The following is a 20,145-nucleotide window of genomic DNA, read 5'->3' on the forward strand; positions in this document are numbered from 1 at the left end:
CATCTTACAAGGACTGATATCATCCTTTCTTATCCGTTTGAGAACATAGAAAGCAGGGTAAAGAAGAAAAATAATCTCATATACATAAGAAAGATGTGACATAATGATTCGTACACTCGCAGTTCAATCATCTGGTGAAGTGATTTATGATTTACCATTAAAAGAATTAAAGAAACCTGATATTAAATGGTACTGGGTTGATTTTCAAGATCCGACAGCTGAAGAAACGAAACTCTTAGGCAAGTTTTTCAGATTTCATCCTTTAGCTATAGAAGATTGTGTGGAATTTGGCCAAAGACCGAAAATAGATGCCTATGATTCCTATTTATTTGTTGTCCTGCACTCTATTCAGCAAAAGACACTTGATGCTGAGGAAGTTGATCTTTTTGTTGCAAAGAATTATGTTGTGACATTTCATAAAAAAGCCATTCGTGATTTAAATAACTTATGGTTTAAATTGAAAAAGGATTCAGTTTTGCAAGAAGGAGGACCATCTTTGCTGATGTATCAGCTGATGGATCAGCTCGTCGATGAGTATTTTTCACCTGTTTACAAGCTTGAGGACTTATTAAATGAAATTGAAGAAAACACAAAAGATTTAACGATCAGTGAACTGATGGAAGGTGTATTTGATATTCGTTCAGATTTGTACAAACTAAGAAGAACAATCATACCGATGAGGGATTTATTATACCGGATGATCAGCTCGAGCAGTTTAAAAGCATACATTAAAGATGAAATTTATTTTCAGGATATTTATGATCATCTCTTAAAACTCGTAGAAATGGTAGATGCGAATCGCGAGCTTACGGCAGATATTCGGGACAGCTACTTATCCATCAGTTCTGATCGCATGAACAGGGTCATGATGACTCTTACTGTTATTTCATCTATTTTTCTTCCCCTTACATTTATTGCAGGGCTTTATGGCATGAACTTTCAATACATGCCTGAACTGACTGGCAAGTATAATTATTTTGTCGTAGTCGGAATTATGATTTTGATAGCAGCTGGGATGATTTATTTCTTTGGGGAAATGGGATGGTTCAGATATCACAAGGGAACAAAACTATAATACAGCGGTCATATTTGAACCTCTTTATTCGAATTCTATTGATGATGAATTCCAAAATGCGGGGTGTTCTAAGTGGAAATTAATGAGGATTTGCTGACAGATCAAGAAATTCAGATCATTAAAAAATTAAAATATGAGATGTTTTTCGCTATTTCCTATGAACATCTTTCTTTTTATAAAAATGAAATTAATTCGATTATGAAACAAGCTGCAAGGAGAAATTCTTTTCTGCTTAAGTCAAAAGAAAGAATGAGCTGCCTATAGGCAGCTATTTTTTTTGGACAAAAATGGCAAGGGAAAGAGTATAATTGAAACAAAGAATAATTAGGTGGGATGAGATTGAAACGAATCGCGGTAATTGGACAGTCAGGTCAAATACCTGAAGAAATTCAATTAATATGTGAAGAAGTAGGACTCGAAATTGCATCACGAAATGCTGTTTTGCTTACAGGCGGGGGAAGCGGAGTTATGGAGGCTGTTTCAAAAGGTGCAAAACAGGCCGGCGGATTGGTGATTGGTATTCTTGCAGGTGATGAGACTCACGTTGCTAATGACTATTTGGATGTTCCGATCACAACAGGCATGTCATTTGACTACCGCAGCTTAATCCTGATTCATTCATCAGATGCCATCATCATGATACGCGGAGGCAATGGAACTTTGGGAGAGCTATCTGCGGCGTACATGAATAAAAAGCCGGTAGTCGTTATAGAAACTTCTGGAGGATGGGCTGCCAAAATAAAAGAAGTGGCATTTGAAGGAGCTTATCTCGATGAAAGACGGACAGTTGAAATTCATTATGCGAATACAGCAAAAATGGCTGTTGACAGAGCGTTTTTAAGAATAGAACATCCACTGGATGAATCTAAAAACTCAGGCTTAATAGGGGATTAATTAAAAAGAATCAAACCTCCGATAAGGTTTGATACTTTTTATTAAAGACACTTTTCGTAAAGTTTGTTGCTTTTAGAAAAAATGGTTAAAACCTTTAGTGGCTTTAGCGGAAGGCAAGTGGCTGCAGCGGAAATCCACGGGTTATATTTATCACCGCCCAACTCCTCGGTCAGAACAAATCCGCAGGAAAAGTCAAACCCGGACTTTTCTGCCGGATTCTTATCTGTCTGTCGGAGCTAACCGGACGGTTCCGCTTTTCGGTATTGTCTAGCTCCACCGCCCAACTCCTCGGCCAGAACAAATCCGCAGGAAAAGTCAAACCCGGACTTTTCTGCCGGATTCTTAACTGTCTGTCGGAGCTAACCGGGCGGTTCCGCTTTTCTTGGTCCTTTAGGAAATTAAAAAAGTTATAATAGGTTGTGGATAATGAAATAAGGTTATCTACGTCCAGCTCCGGCGCCTAGCTCACTGTGAAAAAGACAATTGCCCAAAGAAGGCAAAAAGCGCCTTCTTTGGGCAATTCCTATTTTCTTCGCGAGCTGAACAAGGCGCCTGCGCTTTTGCTCTCAACGACAAGAGAATGACGCGATCCGCCGGGTGTCGATGCCGAAGTAGTCCCATCTGAATTGACGTGGTCTCCATCTGTAGCCTGCTACAGAGGTCCTGCCAACAAATGTGGGGAAAAACCAAAAACTATTTCCGTTGTTTAACCAAATATACGTATATCGGAACAAACAGCCGCTAATGGCTCCCGGATCTACTGCATAAAGGGATGCTTGCTGCGGAATTTGACTTGGCGGGGGCACGGTAGGTACCTGCCCCTGTCCTTGTCCGCCTCCGAAACCTGGCGGCGGTCCACTTGGAGGTCCGAATCCTCCGCCAGGTCCACTTCCAGAACCAGGAAATCCTTGACGATAATATGGATACATATTCACATTCACTCTCCTCATTAGCCTACATCAACACAATATGCATCATTTGTAAGGAGAGTGAATAAAAGAAATGCAGTGATTGGAGAAAATGATCATAATCATCGATTAGCCTGATGAAAGGAGCGGTAAGCGATCATAAAATCGAAAGCAATGAAATCTCTGATTGACTTCATGCACAGTTTCGATGAAAAGATCAATAATCGCATTCAAGTCGTTTGGTTCGAATAATCTAATTTTCATCTGCACCACCGATCGTTTTTAATTTTTCTGCCCGGGCGTCAGCGATTAAGTCCTTTAGCCATTTTTGTTCAGCTTCTCCGTGAAGAATGGTTGCCTTTGATTAAATGAAAAACAGCTTTTATAGTAGCCTAATATACTGGAAAGTTCGTTTACTCTTTTTCCTGACAGCAATACTCTTTTTTCAAGAATGTCTGCTGCTTCTTGAGGATTTCCGTGCAATGCAAAGGCAACGCCTGTAAAGAGGGGATGATATAGGTTTGATTCACTGGATAGCTCATCCAGGATCAGCTTATGAAACTGTTTCTTTCCAGACTCAGTGATTCGATAAATTATTTTATCTGGTCTGTTAGAATCCTTAATTACATCAGCTATTTCGATGTAATCGTTCTTGTGAAGCTGTTCAACAGCGCATAATAAAGCGAGCCTTTTTCAGCTTTATAAAATGATCCATATGTCTTTGTTCCATCGTTTGTTTCATTTCGTATGGATGTGCATCCCGTTCCATTAAAAGACCGAGAATGACTAATTTCATGGACATTGTTTACTTCACTTTGAAGCAAGCTGTTTCATAATCCAAACAGGCTTACTAAATTATATAGTCTAGTTTGACCATTTATAATGAATTATATTTGGGTTACTGAATGAATAAGAAGGGAATCTAATAAAAAGAATCACTTATATTGATAGTTCTTTTCATTTTTTAGCGAATCCTGTAAAATGGAGTTTTTGCAAACTATTTTCCTTGATGGAGGAAACAATGTGTTATCTATAATAAAACCGTTGCTTGTTAATATTACAATCCTGTTTTCCTTAACCTTTAATGCCAATCTTTTCTTCCCTTTTAATTCGAAGCAAAAAGCTTCGGTGAAACAAAGGGTCATATACGGATTGATCAGTGCTTTCGGTGCATTGCTATGCATGGCTTATCCAATTGAAACGCTTGGTGAAACATATTTTGATTTAAGGATGGTTTTTGTCCTTATCGTAACGTTATACTCGGGATGGTTATCAGGCGGAATTGTTATTATTGTAACATGTCTGGCCAGATATTTGATTGGGGGAGCTTTTTTTCCAGTTGGGATTGTCATTACATTGGGAGCTTATTTAATCGGCTTGCTTTTCAGAAGGTACTTTATTCAATCGGAAGTAAGATATCTAAGCGGGTCTATTGTTGTTGGCGCTTATTTCCTAATTTATATTTTAATTATCTATACGAACATCAATTTCCTTGAATTTAATTTTTACTTAGTTTACTTTCTGGCATTTTATTTATCCTACTTATCGATGATATTTATTATTGAGAGTTTAATTAAAACAAATAAGCAATTCGATGAAATGCTGTATGTAGATAAATTAAGGACAATTGGACAAATGGCTGCTTCCATTGCTCATGAAATCAGAAATCCGATTACAACTGTACGGGGGTTCATCCAATACATTCAGCAGGATACGAAAGATGAGAATCTGAAAAAATTTGCACCGCTCATTTTAGATGAATTGGATCGGACTAATAAAATTATTACCGACTATTTAAAACTGAACAAGCCGTACAATCACGAATTGACCAAAATTGATATCGATCAAGTTCTCAAAGACAGCATTGAATTACTAAAGCCGCTTGGGTTTTATTCAAATGTAACACTGCTTTATCATAGCGAGGATAAAAGTGCTGTTTACGGTGACATTCAGCTATTAAAGCAATCTCTAATGAATGTAATCAAAAACGGCATTGAATCAATGGAACACGGTGGAGAAATTCATATTTCCAAAAAAACGAATTATTTGAATGGCACAGTAGTAATTGAGATCGTTGATTCTGGCAAGGGAATGACAGAGGAGGAACTGGAAAACCTGGGACTCCCATTCTATACAACTAAATCAAAAGGAACAGGACTTGGTTCAATGATTACGAATCGTCTTATTCGTGAAATGGATGGAACAGTTGCATATAAGAGTAAAATTGGAAAAGGAACTTCAGTCATGATCACTCTTCATTTGGTTCAATAAGGATTTCTGTCAAGCTTTTGATATTCAATCAAGACAAAGAAAACCGCTCAGCACTTGCGAGCGGTTTTCTTTTTTATATCTTATGAGTAATGAAATTCGCGAGGAACAAGAGTGCAATAATGTAAAGAGGAATTGCAACTTCCTTAGAGCGCTTCATTACTAATTTTAAAAGGGGATAAGCGATAAATCCAAATGCCATACCATCAACGATGCTGTATGTCAGCGGTATAAGCGCGATGATCAGAAATGCCGGAAAGCTCTCCGTGAAATCCTTCAAATCAATGTTCTGGATATTTTGAATCATTAAACCGCCTATTAATATCAAAATCGGTGCGATCGCACTGTCTGGTATCATTTTAATATAAGGCAAAAAGAACAAAGAGCTTAAAAAAAGCAAGCCGGTTGTAATTGCTGTTAAGCCAGTTCTTCCTCCTGCAGAAATGCCGGCTGCCGTTTCGACTGTGCTGACAGTAGGGCTGGTGCCAAATAATCCTGCGGTAATCGCAGAAATCGCATTTGCACGAAGTGAACCTTTATACCTGTCAGGTCTTTGAATCATGTTAACGTGTCCATGAACAAGTCCGATATTTTCAAAAACAATAACCATTGTCAATGAAAACGTAGCTGTCCAAAAGGCAAGATCCGCTATTTTTTCGAACGACATTGCACCTAATACATCAAAATATACATCAAGTGAAAAGCCAGAAGATCCTCCTGCAGAGCTGTTAATCAAACCAAAGCCTGCAGAAATGGCCGTACCAAGCAAAATGCTGATCAGAAAATTGCCGGGAATGTTTCGAGCAAACAGCGTAATGGTAATGAGCAAAGTTATCAGTGTAACGATTACGTGCGGGTCTGTAAAGTCACCCAGTTTAACAAATGTCGTTTCGCTGGAAGTCACAATGCCGCCTTTTTGAAGACCGATAAACGTTAAAAAGATACCGATTCCTACTGTTATGGCTTCTTTTAATGAATTCGGTATGGATGCACTGATAATGCCCGACAGCTTTGTAAATGCAACGATGGCAAAAAGAATGCCAGAAACAAAAACACCAGCTAGCCCTTCTTGCCAAGAAAGCCCCATAGATCCGCAAATTGTATACGTAAATAGTGCATTAACACCCATTCCAGGAACCAGGATGATTGGAGTGTTACCGATAAAGCCCATCAAGATACATCCTGCAAACGAAGTTAACACGGTAGCGATTATTCCAGCTTCAATCGGAATTCCCGCATCAGCTAAAATGGCTCCATTTACGACAACAATGTACACGATTGTAAAAAAGGAAACGATACCTGCAAGCAGTTCTTTTTTGACGGTAGTGTCATGCTGCTCAAGCTGAAAGTACTTATGCAATTTTTAAAACCTTCCTTAGTAAAGTAACCCTCGACCCAACCCGTACAATCGGCATCAGCCGATTCACATATAGCATTATATCAAGTCAGAACACTTTATGCATTATCTTTATTTGTTCTTTTTTTGCAGGGCAGAATGAATGGCACATATGTTAAATATTTGTAAATAAGAAAGGAGTTTAGCCTTAGGTAAAGAATTTTTATAGGAACACAAATTAAAAGGTATGGGGGAACTCGTATGGCTCAATTAGAACAGCGTCCTGATGCGATTAAAAAGCAGCAAAGAGCATGGCATCTTTATTTTTCCCTGCCCATCCTATCTTGGGCTTTATACGATTTTGCAAATACGATCTTTTCATCTAACATAACAACCATCTTTTTTCCTTTTTATTTGCAGGAAGTAATCGGCGAAAACGAACGGTTAGATCAAATTGCCAGTACATTTATATCCTATGCTAATGCTGCAGCAAGTTTTTTATTAGTTTTGTTTTCACCTCTGTTTGGCGTCATGATTGACAGAACTGGCAGAAAAAAACGATTCATTATTCCATTTACACTGATTACTGTTAGTTGCACTATTTTAATGGGTATCTTCGCCATGACGAGTTTTTCTCAAACCTTTTTTGGACTCCCATTAGCATTAGTATTCGTCATTTTGCTATTTATCATTGCCAAGTTTTTTTACCATTCCAGTTTGATTTTTTATGATTCAATGATTTCTGACTTAGGTACGAAAAAAGAAATTCCCTTAATTTCAGGTTATGGAGTAGCGGTTGGATACATTGGAACACTTGTTGGATTAACGGTTTATCCATTTATTGGAGAATCAGGATACCATCATGCTTTTATTCCGACTGCACTGATGTTTCTTGTTTTTTCAATTCCATTGTTTCTATTTAGCAAAGAGCAGCCGGCAGCACTAAACAAGGTCCAGGAAAAAACGTCGTTTTTCAGCGGTTACAAAGAAATTTATCAGACTTTTAAAGAAATGCGGGCGTACCGTGCCGCCTTTTTGTTCATGATGGCTTATTTCTTTTTAAATGATGCGATTGCAACTGCAATCACGATGATGGCTATTTATTCTAAAGCAATCGTGGGATTTACATCCGGAGAATTTATCCTTCTTTATTTAGTGTCTACAGTAGCAAGTATTGCCGGTTCTTTCGCTTTCGGATATATTACCAAGTCAATAGGAACGAAAAGGAGCATCACTCTGGTTGGAATCGTTCTGCTCGTTGCACTTGCTTTTGCAACATTTGCGGTTAATCCATTTATGTTCTGGATTGCTGGAAGTCTGTTTGGTGTATCTCTTGGTTCGATGTGGGTTACTTCCCGGACATTTATTGTAGAGCTTACACCTCCAGATAAACGGGGCCAGTTCTTTGGTTTGTTCGCTTTTTCAGGAAAAGTGTCATCTATTATAGGTCCGCTTTTGTACGGAACAATTACGCTTGTTTTAGCTGATTACGGTGATTTGGCAAGCAGAATTGCGATTGGGTCGTTAATGATCCTGGCACTCATCGGGTTAATCGTTCATACTTTTGTACCGGCGGAAGATAGAAAGTAGCTTCTCTTGTTCTCTCATTCATCATATATAAGAGAGAACAATGAAGGGTGTGATTTGTTATGGCAAGAAAACGGTGGGGAGTGGATTCTGCAGCGCCGGCAGATGCAGCCCTTCTAAAATGTGTAGAAACCAGCTATGGTTTTCCATCATATTGGGGAAGATACCTTACAGAAACTCAAGGAAGCGTACTAACTTAAAAAGAAATCCAATTTTTACAATCAAAGGAAATAAAAATTCTGCCTATATATAACGTTTTTTTGCAGGCAATAAGCTATGAAAATGGACGGACAGCCGCGAGAAATGCAGCGTTTCATGCCAGAAAGCTTTCCATTCCTAATGGAGTAGCCATTTTTGCTAATATTGGAAACTTTTTTGAAGCAGATGCAGGCTGGATTACTGGCTGGGTGGAATCATTAATTCCCAGCGGATATCGTGCAGGTATTTATAATGATCCGGAAAAGGGGCCGTTTCCAGAAGCATATTGCCAAGCGGTTAAACAAAATAAAGAGATCGCTGTGCAAAGCATTCTCTGGAGTGCAAAACCTGAAACAGGGATCAGCACCGCAAGAAAAGCACCTGCTTATCGGCCGGCACATCCAAATTGCAAATCCAATGTATGGATCTGGAAATATGGAAGAGATGCGAAGAAATGCAGCATTAATACAAATCTTTGTGATGAACGTTTATTAGCTTATTTATTTTAGCATGTAAGCTTAGGATGATTCTAAGCTTTTTAAATTGCCTTTTACTTTATAAAAAACGAGACAAACCGATAATAACAGTATACATGTGTTATTTTGAGGAGGAAGCTTACAATGCAGCAAACAGACATCTTATTAGAAAGCGGTACGAACGAAATAGAGATCGTCGAATTTTTAGTTGCGGGACTAAAATTCGGCATTAATGTGATAAAAGTAAAAGAGATTATTCAGCTTCAAAATGTAACAAAAGTACCCCATGCTCACCCAAATGTAGAAGGGATTACAGAGCTGCGAGGAGAAGTTCTCCCGGTTGTAGATGTAGCTCAGGCATTGGGACTTGAACAAAGTCAAAATCCAAAAGCTGATAAATTTATCGTAACAGAGTTTAATAAACAGAAAATTATTTTTCATGTTCATAGTGTGACGCAGATTCACCGAATTTCTTGGAGCTTAATTGAAAAACCTTCAAGTCTATACCAAGGTTTGGAGAGTCACATAACCGGTGTTGTTAAATGGAAGGGTGAGATGATTCTATTGCCTGACTTTGAAAGAATAATGGTTGAATTGAATCCTGAATCCGGCATTCACATTGATCAAGTGAAAAAAATGGGAAACCGTGAACGTTCCACAAAGAAACTTGTCATTGCAGAAGATTCTCCTTTACTTCGAGGGCTTCTCCATGATACCTTGCAAGAAGCAGGCTTTGTAAATCTCGAGTTCTTTGAAAACGGGAAAGATGCCTTAGACTATCTCAATTCCTTGACATCTCAAGGCAAAGAAATTGAAAAAGAGGTACAGCTTGTCATCACAGACATTGAAATGCCTCAAATGGACGGCCATCATTTAACAAAACGAATCAAAGAAAACAGTAAGCTTGGAGGTTTACCCGTTATTATCTTCTCATCCCTTATTACGAATGATTTAAAACATAAAGGACAAAAAGTAGGGGCGGACGCTCAAGTAAGCAAACCTGAAATCACGGAACTTGTTAAGTTGATCGATCAATATATTCTATAAATTGCAGGTGTAATAACATGTCTCTAATTGACCATGCGAAACGTTTTGCGGAATCTGCACATGAAGGTCAGGTACGAAGGCTATCTGGGGCTCCTTACTTCACACATGTTGAAAATACTGCTCTCATCCTCTTTAAAGCAGGATTCAGGGATGAGGTTGTGTCAGCAGGGTACTTGCATGATACCGTTGAAGATACAGAAACAAGCATACATCAAATTCTTTCTCTATTTGGAGATGAGGTTGCTTCACTTGTCAAGTTCAACACGGAGGACAAATCCTTATCATGGGAGGAGCGCAAGCAGAAAACGATTCTGTCAGCTGTTGATGCGACAATTGAAGAAAAAGCCATTATAGCAGCAGACAAACTGGATAACATTAAAAGTCTTCATAAGGAATACTTGAAGCATGGAGATGACATTTGGAGAATGTTCAACAGAGGAAAAGAGCAGCAAGAGTGGTATAATAGGACACTTTCTGTGAACCTTTTTAAAAATCTTAAATCAGAAGAAGTACCAAGTTATTTTTTTGTCTACAAGCGAATGGTCCAGGAATTATTTTCGAAATAAAAAGGCTCTTTTCGTAGTCTTTGTAACATTAGCCAATCATTAATAATCTTGGATTTTTTACAGTATTTTGGCGTCCAATAAATCCTGTATCGACCGAGAACTTGGTTTGTGTGCAATAATCCGCAATGCAACAATCAATGCGAACACAGCCAAATAAAAAGAAAAGAGCCTTTTGGCTCTTTTCTTTTTATTCATAATGAAAGATGTTAATAGCTTTCACCCAATTTTTTAAAAACAGGTTTTTTATATGTAGGAGAAGGTTTTTTAGGAGCTGAACCATTGGCTGCTGTGTCTTTTAGTCCAACATATTGCTGCAGCAATGCTTTTGATTTTGCTAATGACAAATGTATTTTTGGATTGCGATATGTTTGATTCAGTGAACCGAGATGTGGGAGATTTTCGAAGTCATCTTTAGTGGGAGGCATATGAAAATAATATTCTCCTGCAGAGACAAGTACATCTGATTGCTGTTTGCTGTTTTTAGGATTATTCGAAAAATGAAGTCCTACTTTTTTAGCTTTTCCCTCTGTTAACAGTTTGTGCAGTGCACGTTTTTTTAACGTATACAAAAACTTTGGATCTGGTGCTGTTTTAGCATGACGATTGACTATGTAAATCGCCTTTGCAATATTTTCAGTTGTAGGTTTTAAAGGCTGGGTTCGATTATGATCGTCCATTCTTTCTCTCCTTTGCATTATAATTTGTGCTTATTATAAATTATACTTTTTCGTCTGTAAAATGCAACTAGAACAAAAAGCATGCCGCATAAGTACGGATAGTAATTGCTTTTGCATTCACTCTATTGAAGAAAAAAGAAAGCTGAACCATACTGCATTAAGCCTTATCCATATTTCGTCTCATCTTGATCGTCATTCTTCATTACGTTTAGAAATAAATCGGCAAATACTGGATCCCATTGAGTTCCTTTTCCTTCTTCAATTATGTCCAATGCTTTTTTGACAGGCATTCCTGTTCTGTAGGGTCGGTCTGATGTCATAGCATCTATGCATCTGCAACTGCCATAATTCTTCCGAATAAGGGAATATCCTCACCTTTCAGCCCCTCAGGGTAACCATGCCCATCAAAGCGTTCATGGTGATATTTCACACCAGGGATCAGAGGTTCCATCATTTCTTTAGGCTGAACATTCGATAGGATATCAGCACCTATAACGGGGTGCTTTTTAATTTCTTCAAACTCAGCATGGGTTAGTCGTTCCTCTTTCAGCAAGATGCTGTCTCTGATTCCAATTTTTCCAATATCATGAAGAAGTGCGGACTTACGGAGGGTATCAAGGCTATCAGCGTATAAGCCTGCTGCTCTTCCAATCATAATCGAATATTCTGCTACACGGACTGAATGCCCAGCAGTATAATGGTCTCTTGCATCCAGTGTGACAGCAAGCGTTGTATAAAGACTTTCTAATAACTGATTATTGATTTGATCTCTTTCACGCAGACCGCGGATCATTTTGTTAAAGCCTGCAATTAATTTAGAAAATTCATCAGAATATACATCATTTCTGTATTGTAGCCGCCCTTGTTCAACCTCCAGCATGCCTTCCTGCAGCTTTTCAATCGGCCCAGATATGTTTTTAAACAATAAAAATGCTCCTAAAACTGCGAAAAGAACGGATACTATTAATATTAATAAGGCCCATCTCCAGTATTCAGATAATAAGGGTATTGAATTTTCCTGAAAACGAATTTGTGTAGCCAAGGTGAATAAAAGAAGAGGAAACACCCCGATATAGATGGCGCTATAAAGAACTTTCTGCTGGATTGATATATGGATTTTTGCCTCTGCCGTTAAATCAGCTCCATGGAACATAAGCGCTTTGTTTCGAAGTTTAATCAATATTGGATTGACCGCTCCTGACGTTAAGAAAAACTCGATGATGCCGTGCATGCCTGCGATTAATATGGCTCCTAATGTCGCGATGAAAGTGTAGTAAAGCGGCAAATTAACAAATCCGCCTGAGATAAAAAGATAAGTCAGCATAATTGCAGGTACGGAAAGGCCAAACAGGTGAGGGCCGAAAATTCGGTACACTGTCAGTATCGGAAAACGGTGAATTTGCCTGAAAGCTTTCTCAATAGCATCCATGGAAATATCACCATCTTTAAAAACCCGTTTAATTGGGTAAATCTGTTTTCTGAAAACAAGCCATTCACAAATACCCATACAAACGATTGAGAAGCTTAAAATAATGAGCAAAATCAATATTTCAGCGATTGTAATGGTCAGTGTGGAAAACATGAATAAAGCTCCGATGCCAAATACAGCGATGAAAGAGCCAATGCAATAATTGAACACCAGTTTTTTTAAGAAATTTTTATATATTTATCGAATACACAACCTTTAGACTCGCTTTTTTTGGAAACTTTCTATTTTTATCGGCTGAAACTTCAAATTTTTAATAAAAAAATACAAAAAAAGACAGCATGGCTGCTGTCAGAGTTAAAAAGACGCTTCTGCTTTTCTATTTACAGCGCTGATTTAACTTGTCCTTTTTGATTTGCAGTATGGCGATTCCGGTTCTGCTGAGCGTATTCAAGTTCCTTGCTGAGTTTTGGGAGTGTAAGAGCATAAAACAAAAACACAAGAAGAATAACGGTTGCCATTCCGTAGTACAAATACTCGACCTTGCTGATTACTTTTGGGAAAAGAACTGCGATCATTCCGAGTGTCAATGATTGTGCAAACATCATCATCGGATCAATCCAGCCGCTGACTCTTCCCATGAGCTTTGGATGGACAATTTTCGGCATCCATCCGCCGATTGCAATGTTGATTGGTCCAATGCATGTCCCAATAATAAAGACAGTTGTTAAAAAGATCCACATTTGATCTGTAAAACCTAATATAAAAATAAGTATGCTGCTTAATAGAATCGGATAAATCATCAGCTGATGCGGTTTGAATTTTGATGAGATCAAAGTTCCAATTCCGCTTCCGACCAGAAGGCCGATACCAAGAGAAATGGCGAAGAATGAAGCGTATTTCTCATAGTGATCAGGCGACAGCTCATACTTCATTGTAAACATTGGCAAAATAGCAAATGCTCCGTTTACGAAACCAAAAACAAAAAAACCAAAAACCAGTGATGCTAATAGCTTGTTTTTGACGATATAGAGAATGCCATCTTTGAAGTCCCTGTATGAGGCTTCAAAACTGAAATCTTTCCATTTGATTCTTCCGTTTGGGAGTCTGGCCTCCATTGGAATTTTGCATTTGCGAATCAAAATGGCAGAGATAATAAAACTGAAAAAGTCAACAGCTACAGCACCCTGAAGTCCAATTGTCTTATAAGCCAATGCTCCAAGTCCTACACCAAAAACCATAAAAATACTGAATAGCATTTGATTTAGGCCTGCCGCTTGAGCATATTGCTCTTTATTTAAGATACCCTGCACAAGACTGGCCTCTGCCGGATAGAAGAATTTCGTAACAGCGCTCCGCAGGAACAACAAGAAAAAGACAAGCGGAATAGAGTTTAAAAATAAAGAGCCGAAAAGCAGAACAGTAAGAATGGCTCTGACCCAATCGCAATTCTCTGCAACTTTCTTTCTATCAAATCTGTCAGCTACAACCCCGACTAAAAAGAATACAAACAATGTCGGCAATGAATACATAAGCTCTGCCATTGTTGCAAAAGACGGCTGATGGCTGAATCGATCAAGCAAATAAAAAGCAAAAGCCATATTTCCAATCGTCGTGCCCATTTGAGAAGCGAGTGCAGCAAAAAAGAGCTTCACAAAGTTTTTGTTTTTAAAGATTTTCATAAGCAGCTCCTTATTCTGCAGGATATCGATTACAGTAGTTATTATAATAGAAAATCCAACTATTTAATATGAAGTCTTTGTAAAAAAATTACTTGTTCATTAGACTGGACGAATGAATACGCGTGTTCCATTCGGTACAATCGAGCCAAGCTCAAGTACATCACGATTTTGCATTCTTATACATCCTTTTGATACAGCTTTTCCGATTGAACTTGGGTCGTTTGTCCCATGAATGCCATAATGGATTTTTGATAAACTCAGCCATAGGACACCGAAAGGACCGCCAGGATTTGGCTGTCTGTTCACAATCACAAAATTGCCTATTGGTGTTGAGGTCACTATTTTCCCGACTGCAATTGGATAAACTTTCATTACTTGTCCGTTGTTCAGCAGAGTTAATTTTCTTTGCCTAACGGAAATATTAATTGTATATGGGATTGATGCTGGATCGGGCAGTCCCGGAATCACAATGGATTGTCCCGGGAAAATTAGGTTAGGATTTGTAATCTGGTTTGCTTTTGCAAGAACTGCTGTACTAGTCCGATAATCAAGCGCAATGCTGTTTAGAGTCTCTCCGGGCCTGACAATATGAATCATGCTATCACCGCTTTTAAATTGATATTTAAAATTTGTCTTACAGCTTATGATGAGACAGATTGTCTGTTGCAAAAGCGTGAATAAGCATCATCCCACTATGAGGGCTGTGGTATAATTTTTTTGTGAAATCAAGGGAGTGGACACAATTGATTAAAGAAAAATATGCAATTATCGATATCGGTTCAAATACAATGAGACTCGTGATTTACCAGCGGGATAAAAGTCAGCGGCTAAAAGAAATTGAGAATGTGAAAGTTTCAGCCAGGCTCCGCAATTATCTTAATGATGACTCTTTCTTAAATGACGAAGGAATAAAGGTTTTAGTTTCAGCTCTTCATAGTTTTCAGGAAGTTACCAGGCATCATGACCTGAAAAAAGTGAAATGTGTGGCAACGGCAACAATCAGACAAGCAGAAAACAAAGAGTTCATACTTCAGACAGTTGAAGCAAAAACAGATTTTTCAATTCGTATTCTATCTGAATATGAGGAAGCATATTATGGTTTTTTAGCAGTTGTGAACTCAACTCAAATAGAAAGCGGAATTACAATTGATATTGGCGGCGGCAGCACAGAAATTACATACTTTGAAAACAGAAAATTAATTCATTATCACAGTTTTCCATTTGGTGCTCTTTCACTTAAAAAACAGTTTGTCAAAAACGAAATACCTGCAGAAAAGGAAATAAATCAGTTAAAGGAATTCCTTGATGCGAAATTCCGTTCGCTTCCGTGGATTGTAAACAGGAATCTTCCAATTGTAGCAATAGGCGGAAGTGCCAGAAACATTGTGCAAATTCATCAGGCAATGCAGGAATATCCGCTTGCAGGTGTGCACCAATACGAAATGAATCATCAAAATTTGACAGATGTACAGCAATTCTTATCTTCTTTAACTCTTCATGAACTGCAAAGAGTTGAAGGATTATCCAAGGATCGTGCAGATATCATCATCCCCACTGCCCAGGTTTTTCATACTTTGTATGAAATTGTTGATGCAGATAACTTCATCCTTAGCAGAAAAGGCCTTAGAGATGGTGTGTTTTATGAGGATTTAACAAGGGGAACAGGACTGGCGATCTTTCCTAATGTAATCGAAGAAAGCTTTCATGAATTGCTGAGCGATTATGATATCGATTTAAATCATGTCATTCATGTTACTAAGCTTGCGCTGAAAATATATCGTGATCTTGCTGAAGAGGGACTGCTCTCCTATTCGAAGGAAGATATATTGCTGCTTAGAAGGGGAGCTTTTGTTTTCAATCTTGGGCAGTACATTGACTCAGAATCAAGCAGCCAGCATACATTTTATTTAATAGCAAATCGTACAATTGATGGACTCCTTCATAAAGAACGTTTGCAGCTTGCACTGATCGCTTCATTTAAAAGCAAATCTTCTTATAAGCAGTACGCGGATCCATATAAACACTGGTTTTCAAAAGTAGAACAGCGAAACATGATGATGCTTGGGGCTATAATAAAGCTCGCATATAGTTTAAATGCCACGAAAAGAGAAATAATTAAATCAGTTGACATAAGAACAGAAAATGATTTTGTGAAATGTGATGTGGTTTGCGAGGGAAATTGGAAACCAGAGGAATATCAGGCAGAAAAGCAAAAGAAGAACCTTGAAAAGATCTTGAAGAAGAACATCATTTTTAAATTTTATGAAAAAGAAGAGTGAATTTCTCTTCTTTTTTCAAGTAGCAGAAAAGGATAGATATTTTCGCAATTATGTTTAGCTCCTTTGTATGAACTTTTCTAGTATTCATTTACATAAACATCACATAAAATTTACAATAAATTTACATCCGCGTCTATAACAAGTGCTATCATAACAGATGAATCAAAATGACTAATTTAAAGGGTGACTTTTACATGAGCAAAGTAAACATCGGCCAACCAATGCTTGGGAACCCTCTATATTACAATAACCGGGAATTAAGCTGGCTTGCTTTTAATAAAAGAGTATTGGAAGAAGCCATTGATGAGCGAAATCCGCTGCTTGAACGACTGAAATTTCTTGCTATTTTCAGTTCGAATTTGGATGAGTTTTTTATGGTTAGAGTCGCAGGACTTAAAGATCAGGTGAAAGCAGGCTTCAATAAGCCTGAAAATAAAGCTGGGCTGACACCTAAACAGCAGCTTTCACAGATTGCAGATTTGAATCATGAGCTTGTAGACCTGCAATCTCATACGTTCAATGAGCTGATCATGCCTGCACTAAAAAAAGAAGGTATTCAATTTTTAAACGTTGATGATTTATCTTCTCTTCAAAAAAAAATAGTTGAAAAATACTTCGATGAACATATTTTTCCTGTATTAACCCCTATGGCAGTGGATGCATACCGGCCTTTTCCGATGCTTCTCAATAAAAGCCTCAATCTTGTAATAAAATTAGAAGATGTAAAAGAATCGATTGAATATCGGACAAAAACAGCTATTGTGCAGGTCCCAGCTGTACTAGAACGTTTCATTTCGATTTCCGAAAGTATTCAAGGGAATGAATATGTACTTTTAGAAGATATTATCGGACATTATATTTATAAGCTGTTTCATGGATATGACGTTGTGTCTGTCACGCCTTTTCGAATTACGCGCAATGCTGACATGACCATTCATGAAGAAGGCGCCAGGGATTTACTGAAGGAAATTGAAAAGGAACTTAAAAAGAGAAAATGGGGAGCAGCAGTCCGTCTTGAAGTCCGGAAAGATTTTTATGACTCTCAAATCATGACATATCTGCTGGAAGAACTGGAAATTCATGAAGGTGATGTTTATGAAATTGACGGCCCGCTCGATTTGACCTTTTTGTTTGGATTTTATAAAGAATTCACTGCAAGCTTTGAACATCTTACATATGAAACATTCATACCTCAGCCTCCAAAGGATCTTTCTTCTGAAGATGATATTTTTGAAGTTGCCGGGCAGCAGGATCTATTTTTGCATCATCCATATGAATCATTTGAACCAGTCATCGATTTTGTTCTGGATGCAGCAGATGATCCTGATGTGTTGGCTATCAAGCAAACACTTTACAGGGTCAGCGGGGGTTCTCCGATTATCGAAGCCCTTAAACGTGCAGCAGAAAAAGGCAAGCAAGTCACAGTCCTAGTGGAACTGAAAGCCCGATTTGATGAAGAAAATAATGTTCAGTGGGCGAAAGAACTTGAAAAAGCGGGCTGTCATGTTATATATGGGATGACATACTTAAAAACACACAGCAAAATCACACTCGTGGTCAGACGCAAAAACAATCGCATTGAGCGGTTTGTTCATCTCGGAACAGGAAATTATAATGACCAGACCGCTAAGATTTATACAGACATGAGCTTAATTACTTCAAATCAAAAGTACGGAATTGACGCAACGAATTTCTTTAATTATTTAAGCGGCTATACCGAAAAACCGGAATTTCACCATATTTCTGTTGCGCCCTTTGATATCCGCAGCGATTTTTTAAAGCTGGTAGATCAAGAAATTGCTTTCAACCGTCAGCATGGAAATGGAAGAATCATTGCTAAAATGAACTCCCTCACAGATAAAGCAATCATTATGAAATTTTATGAAGCATCAAATGCAGGTGTGAAGATTGATTTAATCGTAAGGGGAACATGCTGCTTAAGACCTGGCATTAAAGGCGTGAGCGAGAATATTAAAGTGAGAAGCATTGTGGGAAGATTTCTCGAACACAGCAGAATCTATTATTTTCATCATAATGGCGAAGAAAAAATGTATCTCTCATCTGCTGACATGATGACTAGAAACATGGAAAAGCGAGTTGAAATTCTGTTTCCAATCTTTGATGGCAGCATTAAATCCAGAATCTCGAACATATTCTCGATCATGCTGACAGACAATGTGAAAGCGCGCGAACAAGATCCGTCAGGCAAGTACGATTATGTAACCAGATCTGCAGATGAATCTGAAATAGACAGTCAGGCCATTCTATCACAGCTGTCATACCGGGTATCTGAAGACGAAGAATGAGATGAAAAGAGTGCTAATATGGCACTCTTTTTTGTATTTAATTAAGGAAAATGGCGGATTGTACGTAAATAGATGATAATAAGAATATGAGGGATTGCGCACTATACCTTATGCAGATTGAAGCCCTATTTCTTGCGCAGGAAGGTTTTTGCGGACTCAATGTTCCTGATTGAAACCCTTTTTTCAGCGTAGGAGTGTTTTTGCGGACTCAATGCTCCTGATTGAAACCCTTTTTTCAGCAGAGGAATGTTTTTAAGGACTCAATGCTCCTGATTGAAACCCCTTTTTCAGCATAGGAGTGTTTTTGCGGACTCAATGCTCCTGATTGAAACCTTTTTTTCAGCGTATGAGGGTTTTTAAGGACTCAATGAGCCCGATTGAAGCCCTTTTTCAGCGTAGGAGTGTTTTTGCGGACTCAATGCTCCTGATTGAAACCCTTTTTTCAGCGTAGGAGTGTTTGCGGACTGAACGTGCAATGATCGCTTCTTGTAGTAAGACTCCTTCATGTCTGTTAAAAGGGTTTCGTGCTGGATTACAAGTACTAAATAAGATTGTGGAGCTCAAATGTATTAGAATAGGACCTTAATTTGATTGATAGGATAAGGATTTAAGAGATTTTCCATTTTGAAAACACCTTTTCATTCAAGCCTGTTCTAAAAACTGGAGGTAATGTTTTGAATACAATAAAAAATGGTTTGCTGGCAGCTGCTGGAGGAAGTGCAGGTGCTTATTTGCGCTATGTAATCACACTTCAAACCCAGACAATATATGGAACTTTCATTGTTAATATGCTGGGAAGTTTTTTGCTCGGTTTCCTATCAGCTTATTTTCTTGAAAAATATAAACAAAGAATGCAGCTCATTCTGGGTACTGGTTTTTGCGGGGGATTTACTACAATGTCTACTTTTGCAGGTGAAATAAATAAGCTGAATTTAACATCCGGCGGGAAATACCTTTTTGTCTCTTTAACGCTCGGTATTGTTTTGGCATGGACCGGCTTTGTCTCCGGCAGTCAATTGGCTGTAAGAAAGGAGGAAGGGGAATGATCGCGGTTATTATAGGGGGGGCGATAGGCACTTTTTTTCGCTTTGTGTTTGGAGAATGGCTGAAAGAGACAACGGTAAACGCGCCTTTTCCAATGGCAATCATAATCATTAATATTTCCGGATCTTTTGGTCTTGGCTTAACAGTTTCTATCATTAGTCCGGACTCATCAGTCTGCCTTTTCTTAGCAACTGGCTTTTTTGGAGCATTTACTACTTTTTCTGCTTTTAGTATGGAAGCGTTTGATCTTATAAAAAAACGCGCCTTTATGAAAGCCGGATTATACTTGTTTCTTACTGCAGCAGGCACGGTTATAGCATTTTGGACAGGACGTCATCTTTAAATGGTTTTTAAAGAACCTCGTGTGATACTATAA

The 20,145-nt window shown here is 38.2% G+C and carries 20 protein-coding genes and 1 pseudogene; 12 read left to right on the top strand and 9 right to left on the bottom strand.

All coding sequences use genetic code 11. The features are described from left to right. Positions 1 to 103 precede the first annotated feature (103 nt). The 3 genes from corA (at position 104) to CYJ36_RS03250 (ending at position 1,969) form a co-directional block, all read left to right on the top strand. Positions 104 to 1,075: a magnesium/cobalt transporter CorA gene (corA, locus tag CYJ36_RS03240; RefSeq protein WP_101564735.1), complete on the top strand. Its 972-nt coding sequence runs from the start codon at positions 104 to 106 to the stop codon at positions 1,073 to 1,075. A gap of 72 nt (positions 1,076 to 1,147) precedes the next feature. Then, a complete protein-coding gene (locus CYJ36_RS03245; RefSeq protein WP_101564737.1) occupies positions 1,148 to 1,339 on the top strand; it encodes a hypothetical protein in 192 nt (63 codons plus the stop codon). Between the two features lie 69 nt (positions 1,340 to 1,408). Then, positions 1,409 to 1,969, top strand: a complete 561-nt coding sequence (locus CYJ36_RS03250) for a TIGR00725 family protein (protein WP_257962380.1) — start codon at positions 1,409 to 1,411, stop codon at positions 1,967 to 1,969. A gap of 566 nt (positions 1,970 to 2,535) precedes the next feature. Here the strand turns inward: CYJ36_RS03250 and CYJ36_RS03255 are convergent. From CYJ36_RS03255 to CYJ36_RS23525, 3 genes are all read right to left on the bottom strand, one after another. Further along, complete coding sequence (locus CYJ36_RS03255; protein WP_224773436.1) at positions 2,536 to 2,898, bottom strand: transporter; 363 nt, start codon at positions 2,896 to 2,898, stop codon at positions 2,536 to 2,538. 108 nt (positions 2,899 to 3,006) lie between these two features. After that, positions 3,007 to 3,141 carry a hypothetical protein gene (locus CYJ36_RS24265; protein ID WP_257962381.1) on the bottom strand — a complete coding sequence of 45 codons (135 nt, stop codon included), beginning with the start codon at positions 3,139 to 3,141 and terminating at the stop codon, positions 3,007 to 3,009. A 400-nt stretch (positions 3,142 to 3,541) separates the two neighbouring features. Beyond that, entirely contained in the window at positions 3,542 to 3,679 is a 138-nt protein-coding gene (locus CYJ36_RS23525) for a hypothetical protein (RefSeq protein WP_180850042.1), read from the bottom strand. Positions 3,680 to 3,900: 221 nt separating this feature from the next. Between CYJ36_RS23525 and CYJ36_RS03260 the strand changes: the two genes are divergently transcribed. Next, complete coding sequence (locus CYJ36_RS03260) at positions 3,901 to 5,148, top strand: ATP-binding protein (RefSeq protein ID WP_101564749.1); 1,248 nt, start codon at positions 3,901 to 3,903, stop codon at positions 5,146 to 5,148. Positions 5,149 to 5,221: 73 nt separating this feature from the next. Here CYJ36_RS03260 and CYJ36_RS03265 read toward each other — a convergent pair whose 3' ends face one another. Further along, positions 5,222 to 6,505, bottom strand: a complete 1,284-nt coding sequence (locus CYJ36_RS03265; protein WP_101564751.1) for an NCS2 family permease — start codon at positions 6,503 to 6,505, stop codon at positions 5,222 to 5,224. Positions 6,506 to 6,742: 237 nt separating this feature from the next. On the opposite strand from CYJ36_RS03265, the gene CYJ36_RS03270 reads away from it, so the two are divergent. From CYJ36_RS03270 to CYJ36_RS03285, 4 genes and pseudogenes are all read left to right on the top strand, one after another. Further along, positions 6,743 to 8,071, top strand: a complete 1,329-nt coding sequence (locus tag CYJ36_RS03270) for an MFS transporter (RefSeq protein ID WP_101564752.1) — start codon at positions 6,743 to 6,745, stop codon at positions 8,069 to 8,071. A 59-nt stretch (positions 8,072 to 8,130) separates the two neighbouring features. Beyond that, positions 8,131 to 8,775, top strand: a pseudogene (locus tag CYJ36_RS03275) (glycoside hydrolase domain-containing protein). Positions 8,776 to 8,886: 111 nt separating this feature from the next. Beyond that, a complete protein-coding gene (locus tag CYJ36_RS03280) occupies positions 8,887 to 9,789 on the top strand; it encodes a chemotaxis protein (RefSeq protein WP_101564754.1) in 903 nt (300 codons plus the stop codon). A gap of 17 nt (positions 9,790 to 9,806) precedes the next feature. Then, positions 9,807 to 10,355, top strand: a complete 549-nt coding sequence (locus CYJ36_RS03285) for an HD domain-containing protein (protein ID WP_101564756.1) — start codon at positions 9,807 to 9,809, stop codon at positions 10,353 to 10,355. Between the two features lie 206 nt (positions 10,356 to 10,561). Here the strand turns inward: CYJ36_RS03285 and CYJ36_RS03290 are convergent, their stop codons facing one another. From CYJ36_RS03290 to CYJ36_RS03305, 5 genes are all read right to left on the bottom strand, one after another. Then, positions 10,562 to 11,032, bottom strand: a complete 471-nt coding sequence (locus CYJ36_RS03290) for a YkyB family protein (protein ID WP_101564758.1) — start codon at positions 11,030 to 11,032, stop codon at positions 10,562 to 10,564. 164 nt (positions 11,033 to 11,196) lie between these two features. Further along, positions 11,197 to 11,322 (bottom strand): hypothetical protein, encoded by a 126-nt coding sequence (locus tag CYJ36_RS24625; RefSeq protein WP_308315258.1) that lies wholly within the window; start codon positions 11,320 to 11,322, stop codon positions 11,197 to 11,199. 35 nt (positions 11,323 to 11,357) lie between these two features. Then, positions 11,358 to 12,671: an HD domain-containing phosphohydrolase gene (locus CYJ36_RS03295; protein WP_308315259.1), complete on the bottom strand. Its 1,314-nt coding sequence runs from the start codon at positions 12,669 to 12,671 to the stop codon at positions 11,358 to 11,360. A gap of 170 nt (positions 12,672 to 12,841) precedes the next feature. After that, on the bottom strand, positions 12,842 to 14,140 hold the full coding sequence (locus CYJ36_RS03300; protein ID WP_101564760.1) for an MFS transporter: 1,299 nt from the start codon (positions 14,138 to 14,140) through the stop codon (positions 12,842 to 12,844). Between the two features lie 99 nt (positions 14,141 to 14,239). Next, entirely contained in the window at positions 14,240 to 14,737 is a 498-nt protein-coding gene (locus tag CYJ36_RS03305) for a L,D-transpeptidase family protein (protein ID WP_101564763.1), read from the bottom strand. A gap of 146 nt (positions 14,738 to 14,883) precedes the next feature. Here CYJ36_RS03305 and ppx point away from each other — a divergent pair, with 146 nt between their 5' ends. From ppx to crcB, 4 genes are all read left to right on the top strand, one after another. Beyond that, on the top strand, positions 14,884 to 16,419 hold the full coding sequence (gene ppx / locus CYJ36_RS03310; protein ID WP_101564764.1) for an exopolyphosphatase: 1,536 nt from the start codon (positions 14,884 to 14,886) through the stop codon (positions 16,417 to 16,419). Between the two features lie 194 nt (positions 16,420 to 16,613). Further along, on the top strand, positions 16,614 to 18,725 hold the full coding sequence (locus CYJ36_RS03315) for an RNA degradosome polyphosphate kinase (RefSeq protein ID WP_142382670.1): 2,112 nt from the start codon (positions 16,614 to 16,616) through the stop codon (positions 18,723 to 18,725). A 674-nt stretch (positions 18,726 to 19,399) separates the two neighbouring features. After that, positions 19,400 to 19,771, top strand: a complete 372-nt coding sequence (locus CYJ36_RS03320; RefSeq protein ID WP_180850046.1) for a fluoride efflux transporter FluC — start codon at positions 19,400 to 19,402, stop codon at positions 19,769 to 19,771. After that, the gene (crcB, locus tag CYJ36_RS03325) at positions 19,768 to 20,112 is read left to right on the top strand and encodes a fluoride efflux transporter CrcB (protein ID WP_180850048.1); all 345 of its coding nucleotides are present in this window, start codon (positions 19,768 to 19,770) and stop codon (positions 20,110 to 20,112) included. Before CYJ36_RS03320 ends, crcB begins: the two co-directional genes overlap by 4 nt. Positions 20,113 to 20,145: the final 33 nt, after the last annotated feature.

This window comes from Bacillus sp. UMB0893 (genome assembly GCF_002858905.1).
Classification (GTDB): domain Bacteria; phylum Bacillota; class Bacilli; order Bacillales; family Bacillaceae; genus Bacillus_P.